The following is a 12,290-nucleotide window of genomic DNA, read 5'->3' on the forward strand; positions in this document are numbered from 1 at the left end:
TCGTCACTAAACCTCGACCAGCATGGACACGCCCGGCAGCGCCGCGACGTGCTTCACGAAGGCATCGCCTCTGACTTCAAAGTTCTTGTACTGGTCGAAGCTTGCGCAAGCCGGGGACAGCAGGACGGCAACGGGGCCGCCTGCATCCTGCCCGGCATCGGCAGCCGCGTCCGCGACCGCACGCTCCAGCGTGCCGGCAATCTCGAAGGGAACCCGGTCGCCGAGCGTCGCCGCAAAGGCTGGCGCCGCCTCGCCGATCAGGTAGGCCTTGGCAATGCGCGGAAAGAAACCGCCGAGGGTGGTGATGCCCCCCTCCTTCGCCACGCCGCCGGCAATCCAGTAGATGCGCTCGAAGCTCGACAGCGCGGGTGCGGCGGCATCCGCATTGGTCGCCTTGGAATCGTTGACGAAGAGCACGTCACCCTTGCGGCCGACCGGCTGCATGCGATGCTTCAGCCCCGGGAAGGTCGTGAGCCCCGCGCGGATCTCGTCTTCGCTCACGCCGACGGCAAGGCACGCGGCGATCGCTGCTGCCGCGTTCTGAGCGTTGTGGCTGCCGCGCAGGGTCTGTATGGCGGAGAGGTCGGCGATCTCCCGCGTCGCCCCGCCCTGCGCCGCAATCAGCCGCGCACCATCGGCATAGATGCCGTCGGCCAGGACATTGCGCCGGGAAATGCGCACGACCTTCGTGCCGGTCCGCTCGATGCGGTCGGCGATCATCGCGCAATGGCTGTCGTCGACACCGACAACGGCTGTCCTGCTACCGGCAACGAGCCGCTCCTTGACCTCGGCATAGTGCTGCATGGAGCCGTGCCGGTCGAGATGATCGGGCGTCAGGTTGAGCAGGATGCCGGCAGAGGGATCGAGCGTCGGCGCAAGGTCGATCTGGTAGGACGAGCACTCGACCACGAAGAAGCGCCCGGACTTCGGCGGATCGAGCGTCAGAACGGCCGTTCCGATATTGCCGCCGAGCTGCGTGTCGCGGCCGCTTGATTTCAGGATATGCGCGATCAGCGCCGTGGTGGTGGATTTGCCGTTCGTGCCCGTGATCGCGATAAACGGGCAATCGGGCGCATGGGCGCGGCGCTCGCGCGCGAAAAGCTCGATGTCGCCGACGATCTCCGCGCCTGCCGCGCGCGCCAGATCGGCGCTCCAATGCGGCTTGGGGTGGGTCAGCGGCACGCCCGGCGACAGCACCAGCGCGTCGACCTTGGTCCAGTCGAGCGTGCGCAGGTCGCCGGTCCTGATGCCAGTCGTCGCAGCGTTCTCGACGCTGGCCGGATTGTCGTCCCAGGCCACGACGTCGGCCCCACCGGCGGCGAGCGCCATGGCCGTCGCAAGGCCCGAGCCGCCGAGCCCGAAGAGCGCGACCGTCTTTCCCTTGAAGGTGGTGACCGGGATCATCGGCTGTTACCGCAATTTCAGTGTCGAGAGGCCGACAAGGGCCAGCACGACCGCGATGATCCAGAAGCGCACCACGACCTGGCTTTCGGTCCAGCCCTTCTTCTCGAAATGGTGGTGGATCGGCGCCATGAGGAACACGCGCTTGCCGGTCAGCTTGAACGAAGCGACCTGGATGATGACCGACAGCGTTTCCATGACGAACAGGCCACCGATGATGGCCATGACGATCTCGTGCTTGGTGGCGACGGCGACGGTGCCGATCAGGCCGCCCAGCGCCAGCGAGCCGGTATCGCCCATGAAGATGGCGGCCGGCGGCGCGTTGAACCACAGGAAGCCGAGGCCCGCGCCGATGACCGCGCCGAGCACGACGGCGAGTTCCCCGGTGCCGGGCACGAAATGAATCTGCAGATAGTTCGCAAACACCGCGTTGCCGGCGAGGTAGGCGATGACGCCGAAGGACGCCGCCGAGATCATCACCGGAACGGTCGCAAGACCATCCAGGCCGTCCGTCAGGTTGACCGCGTTGCCGGCCGCGACGATGACGAAGCCGCCGAACAGCACGAAGAAGATGCCGAGATTGACCAGCATGTCCTTGAAGAACGGGAAGGTGATGGACGAGCCGAACGTGGAGCCGGCGGTCCCCGCCGACAGCGTGGCGCGCATCATGAAATAGGTGGCGATGCCGGCAATCAGGAATTCCAGGCCGAGGCGCGCCTTGCCGGAGAAGCCCTTGTCCGTCTGCTTGGTGACCTTGAGATAGTCGTCATAGAAGCCGATGGCGCCGAAGCCGAGCGTGACGAGCAGCGTCGCGACGACATAGACGTTGGAAAGGTCTGCCCAGAGCAGCGCGCTGCCGACGATCCCGGCAAGGATCATCAGGCCGCCCATGGTGGGCGTTCCGGCCTTCTTGAAATGCGTCTGCGGCCCGTCCGCGCGGATCGGCTGGCCCTTGCCCTGGCGGATGCGCAGGGAGGAAATGATCATCGGCCCGAACAGGAAGACGATGGTGGCGGAGGTGAACAGCGCGGCGCCGGTCCGGAACGTGATGTACCGGAACAGGTTGAACACCGGCACGGTGTTCGCCAGCTCGACGAGCCAAAGGAGCATTGTCACCCTTTCCCCAACAGGTTCCCCGATCGATCCGCGGCGTGACCGACCGCGCAGGAGAAGCAGATTCCATAAAAGAAGGTCCGGCAGGCGAAAGCCCGGCCGAACCTCACATCAACTTTGGCGCTCCCTCTCGGAGAATGCCGGATATTTGTCAAGCAGCGCCGCAACGATGCGGCTGAAGCCGGTCCCCTTCGACGACTTCACGACGAGAACGTCGCCCGGCTGCACATTTTCCACCGCATGCAGCGCAAGCGCATCCGCGGTCTCGCGATATTCGATCTCGATACCCTCGGGCAGCGCATCGCGCAGCGCCGCCATGTCGGGGCCGCCCAGCCAGACGGTGCCTATTCCCGATTCGAGCAGCGGCGCGGCCAGCCCGGCATGAACCGCCTGCGAATGTTCGCCCATTTCCAGCATGTCGCCGAGCACCGCAATGCGCCGGCCGCCGCCATAGGGTTCGGTATCGCGCAGCAAGGCGATGGCAGCTCCCATGGACGCCGGATTGGCATTGTAGCTTTCGTCGATCAGCGTGAACCACCCGCCGTCCTTGGCGAGCTGGTAGCGCCGGCCGCGGCCCTTTTCAGGCTGCATCGTCGCAAGCCCGGCCATCGCCTTCTCGATATCGCCGCCCGCAAGATGCACGGCGCCGAGCACGGCAACAGCGTTCTCGGCAATGTGCCGGCCGGGCGCGCCCATCGGCACTTCCAATGTCTGGCCGCCGACGGCAGCCCGCAACAGCCCGCCCTCCGGGCCGCTGATGAAATCGAGCAACCGGAACTCCGCATCGGCGGCCGCGCCGAAGCTGTGAATATGCGTGACGCCAACGGCGCGGGCGGCCTTTTCCAGAAAGTCGCACTGCGCGTTGTCGCGGTTGAGAATGGCATGCCCGCCGGGCACCACCCCTTCGAATATTTCCGCCTTCGCGGCGGCAATTTCCTCAAGGTTGCGGAAATTGCCGAGATGGGCCGGCGCGATGGTGGTTATGACGGCGATATGCGGGCGCACCATCGAGACGAGCGGGCGGATTTCGTTGGCATGGTTCATGCCCACTTCGAAAATGCCGTAATCGGTATTCTCGGGCATGCGGGCGAGCGTCAGCGGCACGCCCCAGTGATTGTTGAAGGAGGCGACAGAAGCATGCACGCTGCCGGAGGGCGAAAGCGCCTGGCGCAGCATTTCCTTCGTCGTCGTCTTGCCGACGGAACCGGTGACGGCGATGATCCGTGCGGCGGTGCGGTCACGTGCGGCGCAGCCGAGATCGACCAGCGCCTGAAGCACATCCTGCACCACGATCATGGGGGTGACGAGACGGCCGAGCGCCGGCAGCTTGCCTTCGCTGACCACGAGCAGGGACGCGCCGTTGGCGACGGCGAAGCTTGCATAATCATGCCCGTCGACGCGGTCGCCCTTGATGGCGAAGAAGGCCTCGCCCTGGGCAATGGCGCGGCTGTCGATGGAAATGCCGGTGACACCTTGTGGCAGGTTGCCCACAGGCCTGCCATGCATGGCCGCGATCAGATCGGGAGTGGTCCAGAGCCAGTTCACCGGGAGAGGCCCTCCAGCGCCTTGCGCAGTTCTGCATGGTCGGAGAAGGGAAGCGTGACGGCGCCCACGGTCTGCCCTTCTTCATGTCCCTTGCCGGCCACGATCAGCGTATCGCCCGGCTGCAGCATGCCGACGGCGCTGCGGATCGCCTCCGCGCGGTCGGCGATCTCCGTCGCGCCCTTGGCGGCCACCATGATCTCGGAGCGGATAACGGCAGGAACCTCGGAGCGCGGATTGTCGTCGGTGACGATCACCACATCGGCAAGGCGCGTCGCGATCTCGCCCATGATCGGGCGCTTGCCCTTGTCGCGGTCGCCGCCGCAGCCGAACACCACGACGACGCGGCCGGTGGTGAAGGGACGCACGGAGGTCAGCACATTCTCCAGCGCATCGGGCTTGTGAGCATAGTCGACATAGGCGAGCGCGCCGTTCTTCGCGTGGCCGACCAGTTCGAGGCGGCCGGCTGCACCGACCAGCTTCTCGAGCGCGGCCATCGCGGTGGCGGCCGGCACACCCGTCGACATGGCGAGACCGGCCGCGACCAGCGCATTCGCCACCTGGAAATCACCGGCCAGCGGGATGTGAACCTCGTGGATCTCATCGCCGGCATGGATTTCGGCGGTCTGCTTGTGGCGGAAATGCTCGACGCGCTTGAGCGCCAGGAAGTCTCCCTTGCGGCCGACGGTGCGCACATCGAGGCCCGCCTTGCGCGCCGCGTCGATCGCCACGCCCGACCACTCGTCATCCGCATAGATGATCGCAGGCTGGCCTGTCTTCAAAAGCGCATCGAACAGCCGCATCTTGGAGGCCATGTAGTGCTCGACCGTCGGATGGTAATCCATGTGGTCGCGGCCGAGATTGGTGAAGCCGCCGGCAGCAAGCTTAACGCCATCGAGGCGCGACTGGTCGAGGCCGTGGCTGGAGGCTTCCATCGCCGCATGGGTCACGCCGGCATCGGCAAGTTCTGCAAGAAGCTTCTGCAGCGAGACCGGATCGGGCGTCGTCAGCGAACCGTAATCGTTGCGACCCGGCGCCACGACACCAGTCGTGCCGATCATCGCGGCGGCATGGCCGGCATGCGCCCAGATCTGACGCGTGAAGGAGGCGACCGAAGTCTTGCCCGCCGTGCCGGTCACCGCAACCATGGTTTCCGGCTGGCGGCCGTAGAAGCGTGCGGCGGCCAGCGCCAGGAAGCGGCGCGGAACGGCGACCGGGATAACAGGAACAGAAACATCGGCAGTTATGCCTTCGGCGACGACCACGGCGGCGGCGCCTCGCGCGACGGCATCGGCAATGAAGCGGCTGCCATCGGCCTTGCTGCCGGAAAGGGCAACGAAGAGATCGCCGGGCTTCACCGTTCGACTGTCGCTGGTAATGCCGCTTACATCAGTCGCGGCGGCGGCGCCCAGGGTGTCGATGTCGGTTCCGGCGAGGTCACTGATCTTCATTGTCCGCTCTGCAATCTTCGTTGGCGCCGGTCCGTCTCGAATCGGCGCCTCGTCTTCCCGATTCAATAAGACACAAGCAAGGCAGACCCGTCCTCACCAAATTTCGGCTTTACACCGAGAAGAGCGGCGGAACGGCGAATGATCTCGCCCACCATCGGCGCGGCGTTGAGGCCGGCGGTGCGGCCACCGCCCTCGCCCGTCTGCGGCGCGTCGATGAAGGTCAGCACGACATATTTCGGATCGTCGATCGGGAAGCCGGACAGGAACGCGTTGAAGTTCTGCGTGTTGGAATAACGCCCGTTCACCACCTTGTTGGCCGTGCCCGTCTTGCCGCCGACATTGAAGCCCGGCACGAGCGACCGGCGGCCCGAGCCGTCATTGGCGTTGAGCTTGAAGAGGTAGCGCATGCTGTCCACGGTCTTCTGCGAAATGACCGCCTTGGCGATCTCGTCCGCTTCCTCGCGGGTGCGCGGCAGGAAGGTCGGGTTGATGAGCCTGCCGCCGTTGATGAGCGCGGCACCGGCCACCGCCGTCTGCAAGGGCGTGGTGGAGACCCCGTGGCCGAAGGAGATGGTGATCGAGTTGATCTTCTTCCATTCGCGCGGCTGGCTCGGCGTCTTGACCTCGGGCAGCTCCGTTTCCATGCGCGTCAGAAGCCCGAGCCGGGTCAGGAACTCCTTGTGCGCCTCGATGCCGACGACATCGGCCATCTTGGCCGTGCCGATATTCGAGGAATACTGGAAGATTTCCGGAACCGAGAGCACCCGGTGCTTGCCGTGGAAGTCCTTGATGGTGAAGCCGCCGATGCGGATGGGCGCGCGCGCGTCAAAACTGTCGGTGATCTTCACCTTGCCGGAATCGAGCGCCATCGCCGTGGTGAAGGACTTGAAGGTGGAGCCCATCTCGAACGTGCCGTTCGACATGCGGTTCATCCAGCCTTCCTTGGCGCCTTCGGCCGGATTGTTGGGGTCGTAATCGGGATAGGAGGCCATGGCGAGGACCTCGCCGGTGTTCACGTCGAGAACGACGGCCCCGGCGGCGATCGCCTTGTACTTCTCCATGCCGTCCTTGACGACGTCGCGCACGATCGCCTGCACGCGCAGGTCGATGGACAGGCGCACCGGCTCCAGCTTGGCGTCGCTCGTCATGCCGATGGCGGCAAGGTCGGCCAGCCCCTGGCTGTCGATGTAGCGCTCCATGCCGGCAATGCCGCGGTTGTCGATATTGACGTGGCCGACGATGTGCGAGGCCGTCGCGCCGCCCGGATAGAAGCGGCGCTTTTCCGGCCGGAAGCCGACGCCGGGAATGCCGAGCGCGAGAATACGGCTCTGCTGCTTGGGCGTGAGCTGGCGCTTCAGCCACTGGAAGCGGGATTTCGAGGTAAGCTTGCGGTAGATGCCGCGCCGGTCGAGATCGGGCAGGACCGTCGCGAGCATTTCGACGGCCTCGTCGGCATCGACGATCTTGTGCGGCTCGGCATAGAGCGAGACGGTGCGGATGTCGGTCGCGAGGATCTCGCCGTTGCGGTCGACGATGTCGGGGCGCGACGCCATCAGGTGATCGGCAGGGCCGATGCTGGAGGTCGTTTCAGACGAGGCCATGCCGTATTGCACGAGACGGCCGCCGATGGCGGCATAGGCCACGCCGAAGCAGCAGATGATGACCGCGACGCGGCTGCGGGCCTGCGATCCCGAGCGCTTGCGCGTGCCCTCGAAGGCCGGGCCGCCCGTGCGGTTGTTGTTGCCGCCGGCATTGAAGTGCGCCTTGCTCTTGACGTCCATGATGCGGGAGAGAAACGACATCAGCGTGCCACCGATCCGGTTTGGATTGTGTCCGTAGCGGAACCATTCTTGTTGGACTTCGCCACCTTGTCGTCCTTCTCCGGCTCGAGCGCGGGCAGCTCGGCGGTCGGCATGGGCAGTTCGTTCGGCTGGGCGAGCTGGGTCGATTCCGTCGGCACGAGCTTGAGATCGGCTTCAAAGGCTTTCACGAGCCGCGTCAGCCGGTTCGGCTGGGTCAGCAGCGCCCAGTCGGCCTTCAGGAGGTCGATCGTGTCTTCCTCGAGCTTGATCTCGGCATCGAGCTTACGCACCTCCTCGCGCTTGTTCTCGGCCTGATGCTTGATCGAGTAGGTGACGGTGGCTGCGGCGGTCATCACCGCGATCATCACGACATCGAGGGTACGGAACATGGCTCAGCTTCCCATCTTTTCGAGGGCGGCAAGGTTTGGCAGGTTGAAGATGGACAGGTCATCTGTCCCGGCAGGGGCGCTGGTGCGCTCGCCCGCTCTCAGTTTCGCGGACCGGGCGCGCGGATTGACCACGCTTTCCTCGTCGCTGGCGGCGACCATAGGGCGCCCGACTGGTGTGAAGGTTGCGGCGCGGTCGTGGACCTCGGGCAGATGCCGGGAGCCGGCCGCCTTGCCGGCGCGATCCTGGAAGAACTTCTTGACGATCCGGTCTTCCAGCGAATGGAAGCTGACGATGACCAGCCGACCGCCCGGCTTCAGCGCGCGCTCGGCCGCCAGCAACGCCTGGGCAAGCTCGCCCAGTTCATCGTTGACGAAGACGCGCAGCGCCTGGAAAACGCGCGTGGCCGGATGGATCTTGTCCTTGGCCTTGCGCGGCGTGGTCAGTTCGATGACGTTGGCGAGCTGGCGCGTCGTCGTGAAGGGCTCCTTGGCCCGCTCCCGCTCGATGGCGCGGGCGATGCGCCCCGCCTGCTTTTCCTCGCCGAGAAAACCGAAGATGCGGATGAGGTCCGAGACCTTGGCGCGGTTGACGACATCGGCCGCCGATACGCCCGAGGCCGACATGCGCATGTCGAGCGGGCCGTTCTTCTGGAAGGAGAAACCGCGCTCGGCTTCATCGATCTGCATGGAGGAAACGCCGATATCCAGCACGATGCCGTCGAGCCCGCCCGCGGGCGCATGCTCGGCAAGCTCTGAAAAGCGCGAATGTATGAGCGTGAGGCGCCCGCCGGATGCCTTGACCAGATCCTGCCCGCCCGCAATCGCATTCGGGTCGCGGTCGAGGCCGATGACGTTGGCGCCCTCGGCGAGAATGGCCGATGTATAGCCGCCCGCTCCGAACGTGCCGTCGAGGATCGTCTGGCCGGGCTTCGGCGCCAGCGCCTGGATCACCTCCGAAAGAAGAACCGGGATGTGACGGACCGGTCCGCCATCGGCCTCGAAAGAGCCTCCGCCAAGATCCGCCGCCATCCCGTCTCTCCGTCTTACCCCGAGCCCAGACCTCGCATTCTGAACTCTTCCCGGGCCGCCGCCTGCGTGGCTTGAAATGCCTGCGGTGCCCAGAGCTGAAAATGATCCGCCCGACCGACAAAGGTCACGTCCGTGGTGATCCCCGTATAGTCGCGGATGAAATCCGTGACCGGCAGACGCCCCTCCGAATCGAGCTTCATGAAGACCCCGCCCCCGTGAATGAGGAGCGACATCTGATTGGCCAACGGCGAAAACGCATCCTCGCTGACGATCTGGCGCTCGAAACGATCGAGCAAATCCAGCCCGCCGACGCTGATCGCCGGAAACAGGAAATCCTGGAAGCAATACAGATCCCGGATGTCTCGCTGCGACAGAACGGAACGAAAGGCCGAAGGCACGGAAACCCGCCCCTTGGCATCGATCTTGTTTGTCGCATTCGACAGGAACCGGTTCATGACGCGATACAGCCGCTTCCAAAGCCGGGACGCCGTGCATGCCCCCCGGCACTACCGACACAAAACAACGCCCATGCGCCAACCCTGATGCAACGCTTGCGCGCCGCACCGTCCCCGGCCGGTTTGCCACTAGACTTTGCGATGATCGGACGCTCATGCGTCCTCGTGCAGTGTGATTTTGGGATACCATGGGACCATATGGGCGTCAATGGGAAGAGAACCTCACTTCCCCTCTTTGGACCGTCGGATGCATGCCGGTGCGTGCCTCGGCACCGGCCAGGAAACCTCACTCTCGCGGACAATTTTTCGCACGTAAAAACAGTTTGTTAACCTTAGATAGGAAGGGTTAACATGACGTTAAAAAGCGTGGCTCGGAACAAAACAGGAAATGCAGCGGAGGCGTTTGAAAGCGCGCACGTTTCCGCTTGCGGGCCGATCCCTTGCGCAAGCAGCCCGCCGCTTGTCATCACGAATTATTACATTCGGAATATTTCGTCGAAAAGCCGGGCAGCGGCAGCGGCAGCGCTGCGGCAGGCAAATCTGCTGCGAATCACAACCTTGAATGGGCGGAGCGCGCCCTCCGGGATGCCTGCACATCGTGGTCAGAGAAGAGAATTTGCCAGTTGGCCTGTAAGCCGGGTTCTGTAAGGCTCCGGCTTTCACCGGAACGTGGCAGCCATTCATCTGGGACCGGACTTGCGCCCGGCCTCTTGCAACCCACCCGGATGACCGGCCCGGAAACAGGCTGGAGCGCTTGCGCGCTCCGCGTCATCCCTATTCGGTTTTGCTCCCGGTGGGGTTTACCGTGCCGTCCATGTCGCCATGCACGCGGTGGGCTCTTACCCCACCCTTTCACCCTTACCTTCCAAGGAAGGCGGTTTGCTTTCTGTGGCACTTTCCCTGGGGTCGCCCCCGCCGGACGTTATCCGGCACCGTGTTTCCGTGGAGCCCGGACTTTCCTCACCCTGCAGCCTTTCGGCCCTTGCAAGGCGCGGCTGCCCGGCCAACTGGCAGGCGCTGACTAGCCCATGCCGGCATGAAACACCAGAGGCACCGTGCGATTCCGGCGAAGGCACAAGCCGGTTTAGCGGAAGTGGACGGCGAAGTCGGTCTGGTAGTCCGGCTCGTCCAGGCGCCCGCGCAACAGCATGTCCGCACCGATGCGGCCGATCTCGTCGGAACTCTTCGCCGCCGCCCCGTTGCCGCCCGTCAGAAGCGCGATGCGTTCGCCTCCGACGAAGCCGGCATAGGGGTAGCCGTGCACCGTAAAGGTGGTGACGCAGGGTGCGGAAACCATGCGCACCGGCTCCAGATCCGGGATGAACCGCATCAACAGCGCCTTGAGGTGCTGGCTCGCCTCACGATTTCCCTCACCCCGGAACCAGTCCACGATGGCGCCCTGCTCCTCCACCTCGATATCGGTCGGGTCGCCGCCGATCTTGAGATAGCTGTTGCCGTCGGGATAGGTGATGGGCGGCAGGAAATAGAAGTGTTCGGACGGGTTGCTGCTCTCGTCGATCCATGACGGCATGTCGCGATAGGCCTCAGCCTGCGCCGGTGTCAGCTGCGCCAGGACGACGGTCCGGGCGCGCACGACGAGGTCCGGCCGGTCAGGCAGAAGCCCCGAAGCACGCGAGAAGCCGCCGGTGGCGGCAAGCACCCGGTCGCCGGTCACCGCGCCGCCGGACTTCAGGTTGACCGACGCGCGGTCGCCGAGGTCGGTCACGGCGACGACATCGTCTTCAATGCAAACCCCGCCAGCCTTTTTGAAGCATGCGACCTGGGCGGCGACAAGCTTGCGCGGATCGATATGCCCCGCGCCCGTCGGCTCGAACACACCGGCCGATGTTTCCGGCAGCGCGAACCACGGAAAACGGACACGCAACCCTTCCCGGTCCAGCGAGGGAGCCTCCAGCGCATAGCGCCGGGCGACATCCTCCACGGATCGGACGAAGCTGCCACCGGATGTACCTGTGATCAGGCAGCCGACTTCGCTATAGAAGCCGATGCCGCTCTCCGCCTCGATGTCCCGGTACCGGGCGATCGACCGTCGGGCGAGCAAAGCCCAGTCCGGATCGCTGTCGATGGTGCGGGTGATGCGGCCGCTGTCGTAATGGCTGGCGAAGACGCCGTCATGCTTCTGCCAGTCGGCCGGCTCGCCGCGCCCGACGAGCGCGACCGTCGCCCCCGTCTTCGCGAGGTGCCGCGCCGCGGCTGCCCCCATCATGCCTTTTCCCACCACCACGAAATCGAAATGCCGAACCATGTGCCGCCCTACTCTTTGCCAGAGGCATAGCATGACGGCGCGCCGATTCCAGCAAGGAGAAAAAGGACTTTTCCACCCATCAGTCGATGTAGCTCTGCACCTTGCCGCAATAGCGCTTGGAGACCGGGTTCATGCGCTTGGCGCCGTGGCCGGCATTGTATTTCAGGATCGTGCCGCAGACCGTGCCGCCACCCAGTTCATGGGCCATGGCAAGGTACTTCATGCCGAATTTGATGTTCGTTTCCGGGTCGTAGAGCCCCTTGGCCCCGCCGCGATAGCCCATCATGCGCGCCGTCGCCGGCTTGATCTGCATGAGGCCGATCTCGCCGGCGCTGCCGCGCGCCCGCGGGTTGAAGTTGCTCTCGACGCGAACAACGGCATGGGCAAGATCGACGGGCACCCCATAGGTCTTCGCGTAGGTCTGGATCAGCCCGGAATAGCTCGCGGTCTTCACGCCGGCGACCAGCGGGTTCTCCGCCTTGGGATAGCCTGCGGTGCTGCGATAGGTCTTCAGCGTACCGACGACGACGTCGCCCTTGCCGGCGCCGGTCTTTTGCTTGTTGCGCTTGCCGGAAACCTTCCGCGTTTTCCCGGCGGTATCGGCCCGCTCGTTCTTCGCCTTCTTGACCGTGTCGGCCTTGTCTTTCGCGGCAGTCTGGAAAGCGGGTTTGTTGCCGCCCGTCGGAAAGCCGCCCGGCCCCGCATGCGCCACTCCGGCAGAAAAAACGGACGCAAAAAGGCAGGCCGCGCTGAAGGCAGCAGAAAGTCTTCTCATCGAGTTATCGTCTCCAAAAGGCGCAAAGGCAGAGCCTTGGACGCGCGGCGATCAGGCCGCGCATCCC

10 protein-coding genes and 1 other RNA gene are annotated in these 12,290 nt (G+C 64.8%); all 11 read right to left on the reverse strand.

Translation table 11 applies throughout. The annotated features are described in order from the left end of the window. Positions 1–6: 6 nt before the first annotated feature. Positions 7–1,404 (reverse strand): UDP-N-acetylmuramoyl-L-alanine--D-glutamate ligase, encoded by a 1,398-nt coding sequence (gene murD / locus K6301_RS09285; protein ID WP_247216345.1) that lies wholly within the window; start codon positions 1,402–1,404, stop codon positions 7–9. 6 nt (positions 1,405–1,410) lie between these two features. Continuing rightward, positions 1,411–2,511: a phospho-N-acetylmuramoyl-pentapeptide-transferase gene (mraY, locus tag K6301_RS09290; RefSeq protein ID WP_134649576.1), complete on the reverse strand. Its 1,101-nt coding sequence runs from the start codon at positions 2,509–2,511 to the stop codon at positions 1,411–1,413. Between the two features lie 114 nt (positions 2,512–2,625). Further along, positions 2,626–4,059, reverse strand: coding sequence for a UDP-N-acetylmuramoylalanyl-D-glutamyl-2,6-diaminopimelate--D-alanyl-D-alanine ligase (locus K6301_RS09295; protein WP_247216347.1), 1,434 nt, complete (start codon positions 4,057–4,059; stop codon positions 2,626–2,628). Next, positions 4,056–5,507, reverse strand: coding sequence for a UDP-N-acetylmuramoyl-L-alanyl-D-glutamate--2,6-diaminopimelate ligase (locus K6301_RS09300; RefSeq protein WP_247216349.1), 1,452 nt, complete (start codon positions 5,505–5,507; stop codon positions 4,056–4,058). Before K6301_RS09300 ends, K6301_RS09295 begins: the two co-directional genes overlap by 4 nt. Before the next feature lie 62 nt (positions 5,508–5,569). Beyond that, a complete protein-coding gene (locus K6301_RS09305; RefSeq protein WP_247216351.1) occupies positions 5,570–7,309 on the reverse strand; it encodes a peptidoglycan D,D-transpeptidase FtsI family protein in 1,740 nt (579 codons plus the stop codon). Continuing rightward, complete coding sequence (gene ftsL, locus K6301_RS09310) at positions 7,309–7,698, reverse strand: cell division protein FtsL (protein WP_134649580.1); 390 nt, start codon at positions 7,696–7,698, stop codon at positions 7,309–7,311. The genes K6301_RS09305 and ftsL overlap by 1 nt, the downstream gene beginning before the upstream one ends. A 3-nt stretch (positions 7,699–7,701) precedes the next feature. After that, on the reverse strand, positions 7,702–8,727 hold the full coding sequence (gene rsmH, locus K6301_RS09315) for a 16S rRNA (cytosine(1402)-N(4))-methyltransferase RsmH (RefSeq protein ID WP_247216354.1): 1,026 nt from the start codon (positions 8,725–8,727) through the stop codon (positions 7,702–7,704). 14 nt (positions 8,728–8,741) lie between these two features. After that, on the reverse strand, positions 8,742–9,182 hold the full coding sequence (gene mraZ, locus K6301_RS09320; RefSeq protein ID WP_134649582.1) for a division/cell wall cluster transcriptional repressor MraZ: 441 nt from the start codon (positions 9,180–9,182) through the stop codon (positions 8,742–8,744). 615 nt (positions 9,183–9,797) lie between these two features. Then, positions 9,798–10,193: RNase P RNA component class A (rnpB, locus tag K6301_RS09325), an RNA gene on the reverse strand. A 73-nt stretch (positions 10,194–10,266) separates the two neighbouring features. Continuing rightward, the gene (locus K6301_RS09330) at positions 10,267–11,448 is read right to left on the reverse strand and encodes an NAD(P)/FAD-dependent oxidoreductase (RefSeq protein ID WP_247216356.1); all 1,182 of its coding nucleotides are present in this window, start codon (positions 11,446–11,448) and stop codon (positions 10,267–10,269) included. A gap of 79 nt (positions 11,449–11,527) precedes the next feature. Then, positions 11,528–12,160: a lytic transglycosylase domain-containing protein gene (locus K6301_RS09335; RefSeq protein WP_425475391.1), complete on the reverse strand. Its 633-nt coding sequence runs from the start codon at positions 12,158–12,160 to the stop codon at positions 11,528–11,530. Positions 12,161–12,290: the final 130 nt, after the last annotated feature.

Origin of the sequence: Shinella oryzae (assembly GCF_023038235.1) — a bacterium.
Taxonomy (GTDB): domain Bacteria; phylum Pseudomonadota; class Alphaproteobacteria; order Rhizobiales; family Rhizobiaceae; genus Shinella; species Shinella sumterensis.

Excerpts from the sequence above, each read along its gene's own strand:
- murD (WP_247216345.1), bottom strand. The coding sequence starts at position 1,404 with ATGATCCCGGTCACCACCTTCAAGGGAAAGACGGTCGCGCTCTTCGGG.
- mraY (WP_134649576.1), bottom strand. The coding sequence starts at position 2,511 with ATGCTCCTTTGGCTCGTCGAGCTGGCGAACACCGTGCCGGTGTTCAAC.
- K6301_RS09300 (WP_247216349.1), bottom strand. The coding sequence starts at position 5,507 with ATGAAGATCAGTGACCTCGCCGGAACCGACATCGACACCCTGGGCGCC.
- K6301_RS09305 (WP_247216351.1), bottom strand. The coding sequence starts at position 7,309 with ATGTCGTTTCTCTCCCGCATCATGGACGTCAAGAGCAAGGCGCACTTC.
- ftsL (WP_134649580.1), bottom strand. The coding sequence starts at position 7,698 with ATGTTCCGTACCCTCGATGTCGTGATGATCGCGGTGATGACCGCCGCA.
- rsmH (WP_247216354.1), bottom strand. The coding sequence starts at position 8,727 with ATGGCGGCGGATCTTGGCGGAGGCTCTTTCGAGGCCGATGGCGGACCG.
- mraZ (WP_134649582.1), bottom strand. The coding sequence starts at position 9,182 with ATGAACCGGTTCCTGTCGAATGCGACAAACAAGATCGATGCCAAGGGG.
- K6301_RS09330 (WP_247216356.1), bottom strand. The coding sequence starts at position 11,448 with ATGGTTCGGCATTTCGATTTCGTGGTGGTGGGAAAAGGCATGATGGGG.